Genomic DNA, 17,990 nt, shown 5'->3' with positions numbered 1-17,990 from the left:
TTTTTTACGGCGGCTACATCAAGGGAGGCAATATGTCTGAATTATCCGCTTCCGGTCACTTGCGTGGTCGGGCTTTGGCGCAGAAGATGCGGCGCCAGCAGGCCGTGCGCAAGCAAACCGAAAGAACACGGTCAGTGCCAGCAGCTGCTGAGCCAAAGTCTGTACCGAATTCGATGAAGACAGAATCCACAGCAGCAGTGGTTATGTCGCCATCCGTACACATTGATAACATGTCTCAGAAAAACTCCGGAAGAGAAGCCGCATTAGCGCATCGCGCCCAAAGATGTACGGGTGCGCAGTGCTGGTCTGATCCGGAGCAGCGGCGTTTGCGCAGCCGTCGTCGGGTTGCCCCGGCAGAAAGCAGCCAGGCAGTAATGGTTGCTGAAAAGGTTGAGCAGCCGCTGATTCCCGGTGTGGAAGAATCATTTCTGGATTCCGTATGTGAAATGGTTGAATCAAGCCCTTCCGATTTTGCCTGGCGCGAAAATTCAGTGCGCCAGCTCTGCAAGGCACGGCGGCAGACGCTCTCCCAAAAGGGCAAGGTGGCGCTTACGGTGATGCGTGGTCTGAGTTCTGCCGCCGCGCGCTTGCGTTATCTGCAAAATGGTAATGGCCGCGAATTCGCCCGTTTGCATCGTCAGGAACAGGCCGAACATGGTCGGGGTCGCACGCAACCTGCCCGGGCTGCCGGTCAGTTACGTTCCAGAAAGTATCGGGCCCCACAGAAAGTTGAAGTGGATACCACTTTGGCAGGTTCGGAAGTGACCGGAACGCAAGTGACTCGTCAGGCTGCGGTTACCGGTAATGAGGCCGGATCCTGTCGGGGAATTACCGGTACAGAATATGTTGGCACTGATCAGTTCACCAGTTTTTGCAACAGTCGTCCGGCGCCAAATCCTGCCAAGGTAGGGCAGTCCAGTACCACTGCGCGGCAGTCTGTATCTGGTACGCAACTGGGCCGGTCTGCTGATGTGACAGGCGATGAAGCCGGTACGTGTACGGCAGTCACCGGTACCGAATACCTGAGCATGGAAAACTTTGGTGCATTTTGCCAGTCAGATCTGCCAGCCCGACCTCAGAAAGTGGCGATGGGTATTTCGGCGAAACAACGCCTGCCGATCAGTGGCTCAGATGAGGCAAGAGCCGTCGCTGTGACGGGTTCCGAGACGGGCGTTCAGCAGCGGATTACGGGTTCCCAGTATTCTGATGCTGGAGTGGCCCGGATGACCATTAACGGCGCACCACCCAAGGTTTCGCAAACGCACACCCTGGCAGGTGAACAGATTTCCGGAACAGCGGTAGACAGTTCCAGCAAAATTACGGGACTGGACTCGGGTGAATGTCGGCCAGTTACCGGAACGGAGTATCTGAGTCAGGAAACCTTTCAGTCTTTATGCCGTACGGCGGCACCGGAGCCGGTACCAGCCAAGGTCGGAATCAGTAATACCGATAAAGGGCTGCGGATTACCGGCAATCTGGTAGATCGTTCTGAAAAAGTCACCGGAAATGAGCCTGGTAGTTGTCAACGGGTAACCGGTACAGGCTACGCTGTGGCGAACTTGTGTGGCGGTGGTATCGATAAGGTGGGGATGATGTCCAGTCTGTCGGGTACCGCCCTGACAGGGACAGGAGTGAGTTCACACCCAAAAATGTCTGGTGACGAGCGTGGAGAGTGCTTGCCCGTCACCGGTACGGAATATTATGGGGCAGAGCATTATGCTGCATGCGCGAGCACTCCGCATGCTGAAGCTCCCAAAGTGGGTGTAACTCGGACCGCTACTGGACAGTTGGTCAGTGGACCGTTGCTAACACCTTCAGAAAATGTAACAGGTAATGAGGCTGGGGCGTTTTCAGCCGTTTCTGGAACGCCTTACGCGGGCGATGCCCTCAGCAACCTGCCTGAATCAGCTCCTCAGGAGGCCGTGATGCAGTCAGCCATAGCTTCAAGTGCGCCTCAAGAGGAACCGGCATGTTGCAGTAACTGTGCGCTCAAAAAACAGGCAATGGCACAGATGGTGCCGGCCAGCACCCGTTTTGTGGACGCGCCGGTTGCACCGCAATCTCCACAGGCCGTAGTGAGTGCGCCGCAGGACTTCAGTATTGTTCCTCCGTCCCGGCAGATGCCCGGTCGCATTACCGGCAATAGTGCGGATCAGAATGATCGTGTCACTGGCCCGGTCAATCTGGCAAGAGGGCTGGTGACCGGTACGCCGGAGTTCCGGACTCGGGAAATGCCGCAAGGTATTCCGCTTTCCGTGCAGCCAGGCATGTCTGCCAGCCCGGAAGCTGCTTCTTCGGTAATGGCTGTGCCCGAACGTGGTGCCTGGCAGATTACTGGTGACGACTGGAGTCGGAGTAAGCGCGTCACCGGCACAGAAGGACACTGGGCCCAAAAGCGTAATCCTACGCAACGCGGTGATGCGAAAATTTGTGTTATGTCTGCGGGCGTAAACAAAGGGCAGGCTTTGTCGGCAGCGTTGAGTGAATCCAAGTTGACCGGCAGCAGCGGGAGTTCTTCCCGGGGGTCATTGGTTACTTATTCCGGAGGCGCGCGAGGATGATGGATTTTCGGCATCTGTACCGGGATGACTCAGCTTTGCAGGTTGAGGGCTGAAGCTTGGATACACGTAAAATCAGACGCATGCGTGGTATAGGTATGCCAGATTCCATGCCCATGCCTATGGCCAGGCAGTTCTCTCAGGCTGTGCACGTTCAGGTTCCCCAGCAGGCTGACGGTAAGCCAGCTGTGCATCCAGCCTGCGCCAGCCTGCCCGCCCACCAATGCCACCATGCTTTGGTGAATAAAACGGAAAATGATCGTCTTGCCCGTTTCGAATCAAGTATCAAGCGGCGCTTTGATGAAATTGTGCCGGTTCTGAAAGAAGTGGCTGCTTTGGGCGCATCGCGTGACTTTACCGAGCAGGCTAACCGTCTGGCAGAACAGCATTTAGGTCATCCCTTTCCTGAAGGTGTTTTGGAGAGGTCGTGGATTCATGGTGTGGATGTACCGACCTTGTATAGTTCCAGCATCTTTTCAGCATTGGCGGCAGGCGTTGAGCAATTCTCGCAGCGCATCCATCAGGAAGTAGCCGATGCTCAAAGTCTGGATGCCTTGCTGGTCGACTGCGGGTTTCACGCAATTAATGTTTCAGCCTGTGCTGATGGTCGTTTGAAAGGCCTGTTTACCTATATTTTAAGACTGCCTGCTTCGGATTTATTACGATACTCTACTTTTGCTGGAACTTTGTTTGATGTAGAAGACGATATTCTTGACTGGCAGGCTGCGGAATTGCGTCGCTTCCGTGAGGGGTATCCCAGTACTTCTGATAGTGGTACCCGATATCTAAAGGTGGCCGTATATCACCGCAGTTCACTGGATCCTATGCATCAGGGTTGTGCAGCGCATCAGAGCAATGAAAAATTAGCTATGGAAGCTGCTCTGGAACGCTTGCAACAGTTTCGCCATGGTATTGAAAATGCTTTTTGTTGTGGTGCCAGTACCGATATTTTGCTGATTGGCCTCGATACGGATACTGATGCGATTCGCATTCATGTGCCGGACAGTCATGGAGATTTGAGTCTATTCCGCTCTGTGGACAATGCCGAACTCTATAAAAAGACTCTGGGTATGAATGCCGATCAGGCACGCCTTGCAATTTATGAAGCCATCGCCAATGTCAGTGATGTCGGCGGATGGGGGCAGGGTGACGGCAAACCCCATGACGGGATGCGGCGCCTGATTGCCAACCTGCTTATCAATAATCTGAGCCAGATAGAATATGTCATTGAAAACTTCGGGGGCTGGTATCCCGACAGAGGCCATGGCGAACGCTTTATGAGTATTGGTGACGGTTTTCAGGAGTTGCAGGTGCGTAATCTGTCTTATTACGCGCACCTGGATACTGTGGAGGAGGGAGCTGCGGATCTGGATGTGGGGGTCAAGATTTTTCGACATCTGAATGTCGAACAGGGTTTACCCATACCCATGGCGATTAATTACAGATATGACGCCAATGTCCCTGGCCACAGAGAACGCATCATTATCAAATTACAGCGCGTGGCAGCAGCTATTCAAGCACGGTACAGTGATTTACTGTCCGAAGGTATGCTTTATTTACATGGCAGCGTCCAGAATCAGAAACTGGGCAGTCCATTGGAGGAGGTGCCACTCACATGAAGATCATGCGTGTGGAAAAAACTCTGGTATCGACCAACCGTATTGCAGAAATGGGTCATCGTCCTCTACTGGTGGTTCAGGAAAAGGAAGGTGGACCGCGCTCACTGGCGGTGGACGCTGTGGGTTGTATTCCCGGTGATTGGGTGATTTGTGTGGGATCTTCGGCAGCGCGCGAAGCTGCTGGCAGTAAGGATTATCCATCAGATCTGACGATTATTGGCATCATTGATAATTGGGACCCTCTGTAGTCGTGGAGATTATGCAGGTGGTTTCCGAGCTGGTGGTCACCCGTCGGGTTCCTGGACTGAAGCAAAGTTCGCTACGGGTGTTGTCTGATGCAACAGGGAAACTGAATGTAGCGATGGATCCCGTAGGGGTTCCGCCGGGTAAATGGGTGTTTACGGTAGCAGGTTCGGCGGCGCGTTATGCGGCGGGCGATTTTGAGATTCATACTGATTTGACCATTGGTGGAATCATTGACTTTTGGGAACCTTGAAACGTTCTCGATATTGGGTTTTGTTCTCGTAAGGAGGGGTGCAAATGGCAGATGTATCAGGTGTTGCGTTGGGTATGATTGAAACCCGTGGTTTGGTGCCGGCTATTGAAGCGGCTGATGCGATGACCAAGGCCGCTGAAGTGCGTTTGATTGGTCGCCAGTTTGTCGGTGGTGGTTATGTCACCGTGTTGGTGCGTGGCGAAACAGGTGCAGTGAATGCTGCAGTTCGTGCTGGTGCTGATGCCTGCGAACGGGTGGGTGACGGCCTGGTGGCTGCACACATCATTGCGCGTGTGCACTCTGAGGTCGAGCACATCCTGCCGAAGGCTGCCACTGCTTAATCAGCGGCAGCCAGCGGTTCTGATTTTTAGATTGTCTATTGAGGAGTTGATGAAATGGCAGAAGTGACAGGTATTGCGTTGGGTATGATTGAAACCCGTGGTTTGGTGCCAGCTATTGAAGCAGCTGATGCGATGACCAAGGCTGCTGAAGTGCGTTTGATTGGTCGCCAGTTTGTCGGTGGTGGTTATGTCACCGTATTGGTGCGTGGCGAAACAGGTGCGGTGAATGCGGCTGTCCGTGCGGGTGCTGATGCTTGCGAACGGGTCGGTGATGGTCTGGTAGCCGCCCACATTATTGCCCGTGTCCATTCTGAGGTAGAACACATTCTGCCGAAAGCACCATCAGCCTGAACCGGTTTGATTGTCGCTTGAATGAACGCGAGTGAGCGGGCGTAGTTCCTACGCCCTTCCTGGCAGAGGTAATCAATATAAAGGAGACACAGATGGCAGCACTTACGGGTATTGCTCTGGGTATGATTGAAACACGCGGTCTGGTGCCAGCTATTGAAGCAGCGGATGCGATGACCAAAGCGGCAGAAGTCCGTTTGGTTGGCCGTCAGTTTGTGGGTGGCGGTTATGTCACTGTGTTGGTGCGTGGCGAAACGGGTGCGGTGAATGCGGCTGTCCGTGCGGGTGCTGATGCCTGCGAACGGGTCGGTGATGGTCTGGTAGCCGCCCACATTATTGCCCGGGTACACACCGAGGTGGAACATATTTTACCTCAGTCTCCAAGTGCCGATGGTAGTGGCCGGGATGGTGATGTTACCGGCAATCTGAGCTGAAACCCATGAATGGGGTGCGTATTCATCATCCCCGCATCATTGGTTTTTTCACGCGTGCGCTGACTCATGAGTACACGGCGGTGCAGCAGTACCGTACCCAGTCAAGTCTTTGTACGCTCTGGGGCATGGCAGATTGGGCTGAATATTTTCGTCATGAATCGCGGGAAGAACTGGATCATGCCGGTATTCTCAGTCAGCAGCTTTTGCTGATGGGAATAGCCCCGACGGGTGCGCAATTACGGCCACCGCGCCCGGGTAGGGATTTGCGCGAAATGTTGACGCACGATCAGGACCTGGAGTTTTCGGCAGTGCAATTGTATAGCGAAGCCCAGAATTTTTCCGAGCGTATGCGGGATATTCCTTCTGCCGAGGTGTTTGCCCGTCTGCGCGCCGATGAAGAAGGCCATATGCGGTCGCTTGCCGAAATGTTGGAGCGTTTTCACTAAGTTTGGAGGATGTTTGTGAACCAGGATCTCCAGGATATGCAGGCTCCCGAGGGATGGGAAATTCAGCGTCGTCCTTTGGGGTGGAGCAAACGATTTGAGTTTTCCGACTATGCACGAACTCGTCATTTTCTGGATTTGCTGACGGGACTTTCTGAGAAACTCGGCTATTATCCAAACCTGAATTTTGCGAAAACCTACGTGGTCGTCGCAATTCAATTTGAAGAAGATGCCGTGGAGCCTGAGCGGGCAGAATTTGCTGCAGCGGCTGAGCACTGCGCAGTGCAGGCACGGGAGTAACATTGATCATGACCACCGCCAAGCGGATTGCCCTTTTTAATGCCAAAGGTGGTTGTGGTAAAACCACTCTGGCCTGGAACCTGGCGATGGGCTTGTCCAAACGCGGTGCCACCTTACTGCTGGATGCCGACCCTCAGGGAAGCCTGGGCTATTGGGCGGATTGGGCTGCTGAAGCTGATGGTCATGCTTTGTCTGTACAAAGCTGGTCAGAACAAAGCGCGGGGCAATCCGCTGATTTTGCCTACTGGGTGATTGATTGTCCGCCTTCTCTGGAGAGTGCTGAAACCCGGGAGGTACTGGCGATGGCGGACTGGATATTATTACCAGTGCTGCCCTCGCCACTGGATTTATGGGCGAGCCAACGCAGTATAGAAGTGATTTCGGCCCTGCATGCGGGAAAAGCAGCCCGAAATGCAGCATTTGTGCTGAATCAGGTGGAAAGCCACAGTGCTTTGTCTCGTGCTGCAGAATCTGCAGTTCAGGCAATGGGCCTGAAAGTGTTACCTGTGCAGGTCGCCCGCCGGGCCATATACCGGAATGCAGCCATTGAAGGGAAAAGTGTGTATCAGATGGGTAAGCGAGCCACGGCTGCCGTACAGGAATTCGAAGGAATTATTGAGGAGATCTTGAAATGAGCAATTTGGAGAACAAACTCAACGCGAGTATCCAGAGTCCCAGACGGCGTACTCCGGCTGCAGCTACAGCCAGCACACCTGCGGCAGGCACTGAAAAAACAACTACGGGCAATAAACTGGCGACGAGCAGTAAACCTGTTCAGAAAAGCACGCCCAAAGCAACGCCCGCCGTGAGCGATCTGAATGCAGGTGGTGGGCGCGAAATCAATCCCCAGCGTATTTGGCCAGACTAGCACCGTATTCTTCCTGATGAATTTTGACCGGCCTGTGTGTAGTACATGGGTAGAGGGTGCTTTGCGATAAAAATGGGGTGAGCTAGGTATGTCCATTCAGTTGGCGGATTATCCGGAAATATTGGAAGATCTGGGGCCACACGCCGCCGAAGTCCTGGAGGCCAATTGGTATGAAGCCGCCCGGGTTTTTGGTCGACGTGGTCTCGAATCCTATCTGCAGGGTGCCAGCAGCCTTAAGGCGCTGGGACGTGGGACTGATCTGGTTCTTGCTTTTATAGAAAGTGCCCCACAGGTTGCCCGTGAAATTGGCGAGCAGGCTGTTTTCGAAATGCTTTCCATGGCCATTCGTATGTTTTCCAAAACCAGCGCCGAAGTGCTGGCTTTATTTTTCACCAGTGCTCCGATTGTTGCCCGTCGTTTGGGTGAACTGGAATTATTTCGCGGCTATCTGCTGCTACTAGATCAGTTACTCGCCCAGGCACCGCGTGGTGTTCGTCCGATGTTGGGCAAAATTGAAGTGCTCCTCGAAAAAATGACCCTGGGTGGTTTGCGGCGTTGGGCCAGCTGGGGTATTTCCGCCTATCGCAGTGATTTTGCCGCACAGGTAGAGTTTTTCGGTCTGAATACGCCACAATCGCTGGCCGTACTCCAGCAGGAACGACGCGGTGTTCTTTTCATTGACGTACAACGCCGTTTGATCATGTACCTGCGCGCTTTGTGGGGTCGTGATTTTTTTCTGCGTCCCACTTCCGGAGATTATGAAACCAGAGAAGGTTACCAGCCCTACATAGAAAATTACTTCATTCATGTTCCCGACGCCTACGACGATGTGGAAAACGCCCAAGGGGGAAAAACAGCCGCCTTGGAGTTGTATCGTGCTGCAGCGGCACACGCCGCAGCGCATGTGGTTTTTTCCAGATACGATCCCCGTTTTGAGCTTGCCAAACCTTTGCAACGGCTGTGGATTGGAATTCTGGAAGACGCCCGTGTAGAGCATCTGGCCATCCAGAAATTCCCGGGTCTTTTCCCTCTATGGCAACATTTAGGCCGTTTGCCGGCCTGTGTGGAACAGGCAGCAGAACCTGAAACCGTAGCCATCATGGATCGTATCAGCCTCGCACTGCTCGATGCTGACTATGCTGATCCACATCCCTTTGTGGCCAACGCCCGAGAAGCGTTTATCCGGGTGTTGGCAGCCGAAGAAGACGTTTATGATGTGCTGATGGCGGCTGCTGAAAAACTGGCGGAAGAATGTGAAAAATCTTCCTGGAATTACTCTGTGCAGAAAGATCAGTCTGAAAGCCCCTATCGCGATGATAATCGCTATCTATGGACGGCGCCTGCCACAGACTGGAGTGGCGATCCTCTCTCCGGCGGTCAGGCTCAGGTACGCAAATATGTAAGCATCATGGAAATGATCAACGCCGTCGATGTGGAAACAGCGGGAGATGATGCCCAGGAAGTCTGGGTGCTCGCCACAGAGTTCTATGACGACGATGGCCTGACGTTTAACGAAAAAGAGGGCAAGACGCCGGTGTCGCAACCGGTAAATTATTCCGAGTGGGATTATCAGACCCAGCTGGAACGTCCCTTGTGGGTGACCGTGTATGAAAAACATCCCAAAATGGGAGATCCCTCAGAAATTAATACCATGCTCGAACAACAAAAGCCTTTGGTGCAAAGGCTGCGAAAGCTGATTGAAGCGGTGCAGCCCCAGGGCGTGGTGCGGACGCGCAAAGTCGAAGATGGGGATGAAATTGATATTAATGCGGCCATTCTGGCGATGACGGATATCCGCATGGGGCAACAGCCGGATCCGCGTATAGGTATTCGCACCCGTCTGAATATTCGAGATCTTTCCGTCATGTTGCTGGTTGATCTTTCCGAATCGACCAATGACCTGCTGCGTACGCGTTCGGAAGGAGATGTCAGTGTGCTGCATTTGGCCAGGGAAGCCACGGCTTTGCTGGCTGAGGCCCTGGAGCGCATTGGCGACCCCTATATGCTCTGTGGTTTTGATTCCAATGGGCGCCACGACGTAGAGTTTTACAAGTTCAAGGACTTTGATGCGCCGTATGATGACAAAGTGAAAGGTCGTCTGGCAGGAATGACCGGACAGCTTTCGACCCGCATGGGTGCGGCACTGCGCCATGCCGGACATCTGCTGGATCAGCGTGCCAGCCAGAAAAAATTGATTCTGCTCCTCACCGATGGTGAACCCGCAGATAATGATGTGCGCGATCCACAATATTTGCGTTTTGATACCAAAAAAGCCGTAGAAGAACTGAACCGCAAGGGTATCCGGACATTTTGCCTGTCTCTGGACCCTTATGCCGATGAATATGTTTCCAGAATTTTCGGGCAACGTAATTATCTGGTGCTGGATCATGTGGACAAGCTTCCAGAAAAATTACCGCAGCTTTATATATCCATGACCAAATGATTTTAAATTGGAACATAATACAGGGAGTGTCGAATGGGTAATTGGGCAATTGCAATTCCATTCCTGCCAATTTTATCGGCAGTCATTATTTTTGTCTTTGCGCATTCTGCCCGCAAGGTGGCGGCGCGAATCAGCGTAATCATTACCTTGCTGACTTTTATATTGGCGCTCATTGAGCTGACCAGTTATGCCCTGGGCGGCTTTTCGCGCGTGGAGGTTATCGGCACCCTCTGGGGGAGTGTATGGCTTGATCCTCTAACCCTCATCATGTGGAGTTTTGTGAGTGGAATCAGCCTGCTGGTCCATATGTATTCTGTGCGCTACATGGTGGAAGAGGCTAATTACACCCGCTTTTTTGCGCTTCTTGACTTGATGACAGCGACTATTTTATTCATGGTTTCTGCGGCTGATCTGATTACCTTGCTGGTCGCCTGGTTTCTGGTGGGGGTGGTACTTTATTTTTTGTTGGGCCACGATACCAACCGTCCTGCAGCAGGACGTTATGCGTTCTGGACGCAAATTACTTACCGGGCCGGAGATGTGCCACTCTGGTTGGCCGCTTTTGTACTGATCAGAAGTTACCACTCTATTTCCCTTCCAGTGATTTTTTCCCGGCTGCAAATGTATCCGCATCTGGACGCTTTCTGGGGTTTATCGGTTCCGGAGCTGGTAGGTTTTCTCCTGGCTTTTGCCGCTTTTGCGCGCTCTGCCCAGTTTTTGCTTCATGGCTGGTTACCCTACACCATGGATGGTCCGACCCCGGTGTCTGCACTTATGCATGCAGGCATAGTCAACGCGGGCGGATTTTTGTTTAACCGGTTTTTTCCGGTATTCGAACACGCCAGTATTGTTTTGCATTTTGTTTTTATCGTAGGCCTGATTACCGCTGTAGTGGGATCAGCCATGATGTTGATTCAAAATGATGTGAAACGCTCACTGGGCTATTCGACCATGGGGCAGATGGGTTTTATGGTCATGGAATGCGGGGTCGGGGCTTTTGCTCTGGCCATTTTCCATCTGATCGCCCACGGATTTTTCAAGGCATCCCTGTTTTTGGGAGCAGGAAATATCATTGGCGAGGCCCGGGAACATGATGGCGTTCCTGCGGACCCGGTGTACACCTCGATTGTCGAGCGGCGTCCGGCCAAGCCTTCACGGCTGCCCTGGCTGGCGGCGGCAGCCTTGACCATTATCGTACCAGTAGTCGTGCTCAGTGTGTCCCACTTATTTGTTTCATCGCGACTTCTGCACGAACAAGGGGTCATTATCCTGCTCTTTTTCGGCTGGGTGACCGGAGCCCAGGCCTTGTTTGCCACCCATAAAATGACCCATACCAACCCCTGGCGTTTGATGGGTGGTATTCTCGGATCATTTGTTCTGGTGGTCATTGGTTATACCCTGATCAGCCATTACTTCGGACACTTTTTATATCCGCACGACGAGGAATATCAGATATATGGTGCCGCCAGTATCAACAGCGTCTACTTTGACGTGTTGGTGATCATCCTTGCGCTGCTCTTTGTCGGTGCCTGGGCTTTGACTTTTTTTGCGGATTCCAGCGGTTGGTGGGATCGCGCAGACCAGGGCCGCTGGCGTGGTGTTTATCTGGCCCTGTATGCCTTGTTGTCCAGAGAGCTGTATGTCAATGACCTGTATGCCCGCATGACTCAGATTTTGTTGAGTGGGGCGCGGCGTCTCAACGTTATGTTACGGTGGTGCTGAGATGGATATCATCATCTGGATTATCGCAGGTGCTTTGCTTCCCTGGTTCCCGTTCAGCTGGATTTTTAACCGTTTACTGGTCAGTGCACCGGGTGCCTGGGCGCGCGCTCTGACGGTTATTGTCCTGCCACAACTGGGTCTGCTGTTGCTTCTGAAATCAGGGGCCTGGTATGTGCTCGGCCAGGAAATGCCCACAGCCTTGCGGGCGTTGGCATTATTTACGGCGATTTTTTACGCCTATCGCGCTGCAGGAACCCGTGATGTGCAGATTTGGGCGCGTTTTATGGCCACTTCCGGCTTGACCCTGACCTGGCTCCTGGTCGGATTGCTGCCGCAACACTGGGATATGCAACTTTTTGTGCTCGCCTGGTCTATCCCTGCTGCCCTGATGCTGATATGGGCGGGCGTTTTGACGAAAAAAACCGGAGCTTCTTATCTGGGCCTGAGCGGCGGTTTTGCCCGGGTTTTGCCCCGTCTTTCCGTGCTGATCTCTCTGACCGCACTTGCCGCTACCGCCACACCCATCTTTCCCAATTTTTTCGCCTTATTACAGGCTATGGAAAGTTTGCCAATCATCTGGATGCCTTTGTTATTGCTGGTCCTGCTCCTTTGGGGGTGGACCGTAGGGCGGCTTTTGCAGGATTTACTTTTCGGTATATACCATGGCGATGCGGTGCATGACTTGAGTGTGGCTGGCACCTGGTTGGGTGGGCTGACTTTGGGGGTATTTGCTTTGGTCGGAATTTTCTGGGGGGGCATATGGATCATCAACTGACTTTAGGTGATCGTCTGAAAGTACGGACGATGATTTATGTGGCCAGCGAGCCCATTCCACGGTTTTGGCCAATGCGCACCTTCATTCACCATAACCCGCTGTTTGGGCTGGAACACCTTCCTTTTGAAGAGGCGGTGGAAGAAGCGGGCCGATTATTTCACGGACGCGGATATCTTTCCCGCAGTGAATATCAGGAATATTGGCAGGCCGGGAAAGTCGATGAAAATGCACTGCGCAAATATCTCCATGTTTTTCTCGAAAAACACGCCGAGACTCTGCCCGGAATTTCCATGGAGCATTGGCTCTGGTCCTTGCTGACGCGTTGCCAGAACGAGCAGATGGTCCCGAGGACGGATTGGCTCGATGGACGAATTCTGCATGCAGTTCTCCATGGACAAGCGCCAGATCAAGACGACGAAACCCAAAAATACCGCCTGCAAGACATCCTCAGCCATAAAATAGCCCTGGACGGGCCAGTTTATGCCAATGTCGATCGTCTGTTCGGGACAGACATTGGCAGTACCCTGGATGATCTGCTGGTAAAAAGCTGCCTGGACTTTTTTGATGAAGGTCAGTCAGCCTGGCAGTCGCCGGGACGCAAGCAGGGATTTTTTGCTGCATGGAAAGAAGTGGCTCAGCATAATGTGCGCTTTTTCCTGCGTGGATTGCATTTGCGCAATCTTCTGGACTCAGAAGCGACGCCTGAAGGCGTAGTGGCGCATATTCTCCGGGATCTGAAAGTTCCCGAAGCATCCTGGCAAAAATATATTACCCGGCAATTGACGCGTTTGCATGGTTGGGCGGGTTTCATCCGCTACCGGAGTACAGCCAAACACTATTACTGGGCAGAGCAGTATCCGGCGGATCTGACGGACTTTCTGGCCGTACGCATGGTTCTGGGTATGGCGTTGCTTCAGGAGGCGGTCAGGCACCATGCTTGTCCGGCCAATGCCGAAGAAATTCAGGATTTTGTCCATGCGGATCCTTTTTCTGCCTATTTGCGTCTGGAGTTGTACACGGGGTCCATTTTACCCGCCTGGGCACAACAGGTAGAAGATGTATTGGCACGGCGCAAACGCTCTGGTTTTGACAAGATGGCGCAGCAGTACATTACTGCCAAGTCCCGTTGGGAAGCGGAACGTCAGGTTAAAAATCTGCAGCGACTGGCTAAAGCCATGGGTGCAGCAGCGGAAGCGGAGCTGTTGGCGATGACGCCTGATCAGCTCGACAGGTTTTTGGAGATTATGCGGGCCTGGGAAAAGCAGGAAGGCTTTACCTGGTTGCGGTCCATGGAGTCTCACTATATCAAGGATCTGGTCAACCGGATCCATATTCCGCAGGCGCCTGCAGCAGCCGAGGAGAAACGGCCTTTTGCCCAGGCATTGCTTTGTATTGATGTGCGTTCGGAACCCATGCGCCGGCATCTGGAAGCGATTGGTGATTATCAGACTTTTGGAATTGGTGGGTTTTTTGGGGTGCCGATCAGCTTCCTGGAGTATGGTCGCGGCACTGAAGTGCACCTTTGTCCGGCGATTCAGACCCCCAAAAATCTGGTGCTGGAAATCCCCGCCGAACTGGAACTGGAAGAAGAACCGCTTTATGGTGCTCTGGAGCATGTGCTTCATGAACTGAAGAGTTCGGTGTTGTCCCCATTTGTGGCAGTAGAAGCCGTGGGTCTCATTTTCAGTCTGGGCTTGATTGGCAAGACCGTCGCGCCGCTGACTTATCATCATCTCCATCACAAGCTGCATGCTGAAAAGCCGGTAACGCGACTGCTCCTGGACAAGCTCAGTCCGGATCAGGCGGATTCCATTTTGCGGGCTGTGCAGCGGGCGATGATTGTCCGGGCGTTGATCAAGGAATGGAATGTTCCGCGCGATCAGGTGACGGACGACGATGTCAAAGAGTTGCGCGAAATTGCTTTGGAACATATCTCTGGACCCAGTGCACTGGCCCAACGCCGCAATTTGTCTGCTCAGCAGGAGTCTGAATTCATTCAGAAATTGCGTGACATATATCGGGTCGAACGGCATGAAACCAGTTTGCAGATGGAGCGACTGGGCCGCATTGGTTTCAGTCTGGATGAGCAGGTCCGCTACATTTCTCAGGCTCTGCTGCTGATTGGTATGAATCGTAATTTTTCGCGCTTTGTGCTGTTGGTTGGGCATCAAAGCGAAACCGAAAACAATCCCTATGAATCGGCTCTGGATTGTGGGGCCTGTGGAGGTGGCAAGGGGCTACCCAATGCCCGGGTATTTGCGGCTATGGCCAACAAACCCGAGGTACGTCGGCGTTTGCGCGACAAGGGAATCATCATCCCTGACGATACCTGGTTTATGCCGGCCGTGCATAACACCACTTCAGACGTGGTGGAACTGCATGATGTGGACTTGTTGCCAGCAAGACATCTGCTCTATCTGGAGCGTTTGCAGAATGGCTTGTCAGCAGCTACCCGTCGTTCTGCTGCCGAACGCATGCCACTGCTCGGAGGAAATGCCAGGTTGGCCCAGGACCCCTACGCAGCGGCGGCCATGGCTCAGCGCCAAACCCACGACTGGTCGCAGGTCCGTCCGGAGTGGGGCTTGACCCGCAATGCCTATGCTATTGTCGGTCGGCGGGAATTAACCGAGGGCCTGAATCTGGAAAGCCGGGCTTTTCTCCATTCCTACGATTACCGCCTGGATCCCAAGGGCCGTCTTCTGGAAACCATTCTTTCCAGTCCCATGGTGGTGGGTGAATGGATTAATCTGGAACATTATTTTTCCGTTGTGGACACGGAGCACTATGGTAGTGGCAGTAAGGTATATCACAACGTGGCGGGGCGCTTTGCAGTGATGACCGGCAACCAGAGTGATTTGCGTACAGGGCTGCCTACCCAGACCGTCCTCAAGGATGGTAAGCCTTACCATGAGCCGGTGCGCTTGATTGTGCTGGTTGAAGCGCCGGTCGCTTTTGCCCAGAGATCCGTGGGTAACCTGGTTAAGATCAAGGCGCTGCTGGGTGGGGGTTGGGTCCGGGTCATCATCATGGATCCGGAAGATGATTATCGCGCCTATGTCCTCGAAGATGGTGCCTTTCACTTGCAAGAACGAACTGAAACCCCTGACAGACAGACCCTCCTGGAGGAAATCGCATGAACACACTGAATTTGAGCCCTTTGAAAAAGCTGGAAATCATCATGGAGGGCGCGCACAAGGATTTTGCCACGGATCTTCTCGACAGGGCCGGGGTGAAAGGTTATACCATTGTCGGTAATTTGTCTGGGAAAGGCAGTCACGGCATTTATGAAGGACACGTCATGTTCAATGAAGATGACGTGCTGATCATGATTATAGTGGCTGTTCCCGAAGAGTTGGTGTCTCCTATTCTGGAAGGCTTCGCGCCATTTTTTGAGAAACATACCGGGGTTGTGTTTGTTACGGATATCCAGGTCAGTCGGCTGGTGAAATTCAAGAATTAATATCAAGAGGTGATACGGTGAACAGTGATTCAAAAGAACAGTACCTGATTGAGAAAGAGCCGTATTACAAGGAAGTCCACGATGAAATTTCCTTGTATGAAGCGGCTTACGCAGCCCGTCTGCCGATGATGGTCAAGGGCCCGACCGGCTGCGGAAAGTCCCGTTTTGTTGAATATATGGCGTGGCGTCTGAAGCGGCCTCTGATTACTGTGGCTTGCAACGAGGACATGACGGCTTCAGACCTGGTAGGGCGGTTTCTGCTGGACAAGGATGGTACCAAATGGCAGGACGGTCCTCTGACCACCGCTGCGCGTATAGGGGCCATCTGTTATCTGGATGAAATTGTCGAGGCTCGTCAGGATACGACGGTGGTGATTCATCCTCTTACGGATCATCGGCGCACACTTCCCCTGGATAAGAAGGGTGAGCTGATTCAGGCCCATCCTGATTTTCAGCTGGTGATTTCCTTTAACCCCGGCTACCAGTCTTCCATGAAAGATCTGAAACAATCCACCAAGCAGCGTTTTGGGGCTTTGGATTTTTCCTATCCGGAACGGACGATTGAAGTGGAAATTGTGGCTCATGAGTCGGGTGTTTCGGAAGATATGGCGGAAAAGCTGGTTTCCATTGCCGAGCGTTCGCGCAACCTCAAGGGTCACGGTCTGGATGAAGGCTTGTCCACACGTATGCTCATTTATGCCGGTGCGTTGATACAGAAAGGTGTGGCACCCATTGCGGCCTGCAGCATGGCCCTGGTACGCCCGATTACGGATGATCCGGATATGCGTGACGCCCTGGATGCGGCCGTCGGTACTTTTTTCTAACCTGAAACGGCGCGGGCCAGAGTTGCTGCAAAGCCTCCAGGCCCGCGACCATTTTGAGGACTGAAAGCTTCATAAAAAGCTGTGGTGAATTGGGCTTCTCCCATTCGCCACGGCTTTTTAGCTTTGAACCCGGCCGAATCTAGCCCTGGTTTCTGTCCTGACGCAACCACTCCGTACTTTTGATCAGCATTCGATGGATGGAAAGTCCCTTATTGTAGGCGTGTACCTCATGCAGGGGTATCCAACGCAAGGCATGGGACTCACTGTTTCCATCCAGGGGGATACGATCATCTATTTCTACCAGAAATCGAATATCCAGATGCTGATGGGCTGGCTCGCTGCCATGCCGGCGAGTCCGGTGAATATCCACATCAAAGATGCTTGATTGCAGCAAGCGGATATCTGTCTCTGCAACCCCGGTTTCTTCGCTGCACTCCTTGAGCGCCACGGCGAGGACATTTTCATCACCATCCGCATGTCCTCCCGGCTGAAACCATTGCTCCAGTTTCCGGTGGAGCATAAACAGCGTGGCGGTACGGGCAGGGTTGAGAATCCAGGTGGAAGCGGTAATGTGCAGGCCGCTGCCTTCCCGAAAAAAGCAATCCGGATCGCTTTGCAAAAGAACGCAACCCCGACGGGCATAAGCCAGCTCTTCCATATAGTGACTACGATACTGGCAGAGCTGGGTTTGCAGGGTTTGCCGATTCATCTGCATCAAGTCCAGGAAGGGTTTTCCACAGCGTGGATGGCGGCGGCTGCGGCTTCATCCACGTCCGCTTCCTTTCCGGCAATGGTCAGGCGTCCGTAGGCACCCACGGCACGCACATCGACCAGCGTGATATTGGCAGCTTTTTCCGCCTGATTGGCGGCATATATGACGTAACCGGCCGGATCAGTTTCCAGAATGAACATGCTTTGCTCCGGAAGAATCATGGAGCCGCGCCGCCCCTGGCGGTTTATGAGTACGGTGTGATCCGGCATCATTCCACGGATGATTTCTTTCCAGGTGATTTTGCAGGCGGTACGATCCTGCTGACTGGCACCCATGCGCTGCAAAACCACTCGACCAGCCTCCCGTACATCACTCTGGTCACGATGATGAACGACCATCGCTCCAAATTCGCGTTCAATGACCTGCTGGGAAAGATGCACGCGAGTAGCTTTCAGGGCAATGTCCGTGAGACGGTGAATCGCCATGGCAGGGGAAACTTCAATCCACAAGGCCGCATCGCCGGGCACAGGAAGAAAGCCCTGGGAGACCGAGGCCATATATGCAGCGAGTTGCGGTTGTAGGGAGTCTATGTAGACGTAAGTGCGAAGTTGAATCATGAGCCATGGTTCGAATATAGTCGGACGATT

Annotated in this window: 19 protein-coding genes; 17 read left to right on the top strand and 2 right to left on the bottom strand. The window is 53.1% G+C overall.

Annotation, left to right across the window (positions count from 1 at the left end):
* The first annotated feature begins 32 nt into the window (after window positions 1-32).
* From GCD22_RS13100 to GCD22_RS13020, 17 genes are all read left to right on the top strand, one after another.
* Window positions 33-2,561, top strand: a complete 2,529-nt coding sequence (locus GCD22_RS13100) for an alpha-carboxysome scaffolding protein CsoS2 (protein ID WP_081577359.1) — start codon at window positions 33-35, stop codon at window positions 2,559-2,561.
* A gap of 56 nt (window positions 2,562-2,617) precedes the next feature.
* Window positions 2,618-4,177 carry a carboxysome shell carbonic anhydrase gene (locus GCD22_RS13095; protein ID WP_226859371.1) on the top strand — a complete coding sequence of 520 codons (1,560 nt, stop codon included), beginning with the start codon at window positions 2,618-2,620 and terminating at the stop codon, window positions 4,175-4,177.
* The gene (gene csoS4, locus GCD22_RS13090) at window positions 4,174-4,425 is read left to right on the top strand and encodes an alpha-carboxysome shell vertex protein CsoS4 (RefSeq protein WP_010637873.1); all 252 of its coding nucleotides are present in this window, start codon (window positions 4,174-4,176) and stop codon (window positions 4,423-4,425) included. The genes GCD22_RS13095 and csoS4 overlap by 4 nt, the downstream gene beginning before the upstream one ends.
* Before the next feature lie 11 nt (window positions 4,426-4,436).
* Entirely contained in the window at window positions 4,437-4,673 is a 237-nt protein-coding gene (locus GCD22_RS13085; protein ID WP_010637875.1) for a carboxysome peptide B, read from the top strand.
* 44 nt (window positions 4,674-4,717) lie between these two features.
* Window positions 4,718-5,014, top strand: a complete 297-nt coding sequence (gene csoS1, locus GCD22_RS13080; RefSeq protein ID WP_010637879.1) for an alpha-carboxysome major shell protein CsoS1 — start codon at window positions 4,718-4,720, stop codon at window positions 5,012-5,014.
* A 54-nt stretch (window positions 5,015-5,068) separates the two neighbouring features.
* Window positions 5,069-5,365 carry an alpha-carboxysome major shell protein CsoS1 gene (gene csoS1 / locus GCD22_RS13075; RefSeq protein ID WP_010637881.1) on the top strand — a complete coding sequence of 99 codons (297 nt, stop codon included), beginning with the start codon at window positions 5,069-5,071 and terminating at the stop codon, window positions 5,363-5,365.
* A gap of 92 nt (window positions 5,366-5,457) precedes the next feature.
* Window positions 5,458-5,796 (top strand): alpha-carboxysome major shell protein CsoS1, encoded by a 339-nt coding sequence (gene csoS1, locus GCD22_RS13070; protein ID WP_010637882.1) that lies wholly within the window; start codon window positions 5,458-5,460, stop codon window positions 5,794-5,796.
* Window positions 5,797-5,801: 5 nt separating this feature from the next.
* Window positions 5,802-6,242, top strand: a complete 441-nt coding sequence (locus GCD22_RS13065) for a ferritin-like domain-containing protein (RefSeq protein ID WP_081577361.1) — start codon at window positions 5,802-5,804, stop codon at window positions 6,240-6,242.
* Window positions 6,243-6,251: 9 nt separating this feature from the next.
* Complete coding sequence (locus tag GCD22_RS13060) at window positions 6,252-6,539, top strand: hypothetical protein (protein WP_010637884.1); 288 nt, start codon at window positions 6,252-6,254, stop codon at window positions 6,537-6,539.
* A gap of 8 nt (window positions 6,540-6,547) precedes the next feature.
* Window positions 6,548-7,174, top strand: a complete 627-nt coding sequence (locus GCD22_RS13055; RefSeq protein WP_081577377.1) for an AAA family ATPase — start codon at window positions 6,548-6,550, stop codon at window positions 7,172-7,174.
* A complete protein-coding gene (locus GCD22_RS13050) occupies window positions 7,171-7,407 on the top strand; it encodes a hypothetical protein (RefSeq protein WP_010637887.1) in 237 nt (78 codons plus the stop codon). The genes GCD22_RS13055 and GCD22_RS13050 overlap by 4 nt, the downstream gene beginning before the upstream one ends.
* A gap of 88 nt (window positions 7,408-7,495) precedes the next feature.
* A complete protein-coding gene (locus GCD22_RS13045) occupies window positions 7,496-9,850 on the top strand; it encodes a nitric oxide reductase activation protein NorD (RefSeq protein WP_081577362.1) in 2,355 nt (784 codons plus the stop codon).
* A 33-nt stretch (window positions 9,851-9,883) separates the two neighbouring features.
* On the top strand, window positions 9,884-11,572 hold the full coding sequence (locus tag GCD22_RS13040; protein WP_010637891.1) for an NADH-quinone oxidoreductase subunit 5 family protein: 1,689 nt from the start codon (window positions 9,884-9,886) through the stop codon (window positions 11,570-11,572).
* A 1-nt stretch (window position 11,573) separates the two neighbouring features.
* The gene (locus GCD22_RS13035) at window positions 11,574-12,347 is read left to right on the top strand and encodes a hypothetical protein (RefSeq protein ID WP_081577363.1); all 774 of its coding nucleotides are present in this window, start codon (window positions 11,574-11,576) and stop codon (window positions 12,345-12,347) included.
* Window positions 12,332-15,484: a DUF2309 domain-containing protein gene (locus GCD22_RS13030; RefSeq protein WP_081577364.1), complete on the top strand. Its 3,153-nt coding sequence runs from the start codon at window positions 12,332-12,334 to the stop codon at window positions 15,482-15,484. The genes GCD22_RS13035 and GCD22_RS13030 overlap by 16 nt, the downstream gene beginning before the upstream one ends.
* A complete protein-coding gene (locus GCD22_RS13025; RefSeq protein WP_010637896.1) occupies window positions 15,481-15,807 on the top strand; it encodes a P-II family nitrogen regulator in 327 nt (108 codons plus the stop codon). Before GCD22_RS13030 ends, GCD22_RS13025 begins: the two co-directional genes overlap by 4 nt.
* A gap of 17 nt (window positions 15,808-15,824) precedes the next feature.
* Window positions 15,825-16,631 (top strand): CbbQ/NirQ/NorQ/GpvN family protein, encoded by an 807-nt coding sequence (locus GCD22_RS13020; protein ID WP_010637898.1) that lies wholly within the window; start codon window positions 15,825-15,827, stop codon window positions 16,629-16,631.
* Window positions 16,632-16,770: 139 nt separating this feature from the next.
* Here GCD22_RS13020 and GCD22_RS13015 read toward each other — a convergent pair whose 3' ends face one another.
* Window positions 16,771-17,340: an NUDIX hydrolase gene (locus GCD22_RS13015; RefSeq protein WP_024893628.1), complete on the bottom strand. Its 570-nt coding sequence runs from the start codon at window positions 17,338-17,340 to the stop codon at window positions 16,771-16,773.
* A 5-nt stretch (window positions 17,341-17,345) separates the two neighbouring features.
* On the bottom strand, window positions 17,346-17,960 hold the full coding sequence (locus GCD22_RS13010) for a BMC domain-containing protein (RefSeq protein WP_024893627.1): 615 nt from the start codon (window positions 17,958-17,960) through the stop codon (window positions 17,346-17,348).
* Window positions 17,961-17,990 lie beyond the last annotated feature (30 nt).

The sequence above is a fragment of the Acidithiobacillus thiooxidans ATCC 19377 genome (assembly GCF_009662475.1).
In the GTDB taxonomy this organism is placed as follows: domain Bacteria; phylum Pseudomonadota; class Gammaproteobacteria; order Acidithiobacillales; family Acidithiobacillaceae; genus Acidithiobacillus; species Acidithiobacillus thiooxidans.
This window is presented reverse-complemented; position numbering and strand designations above follow the sequence as displayed.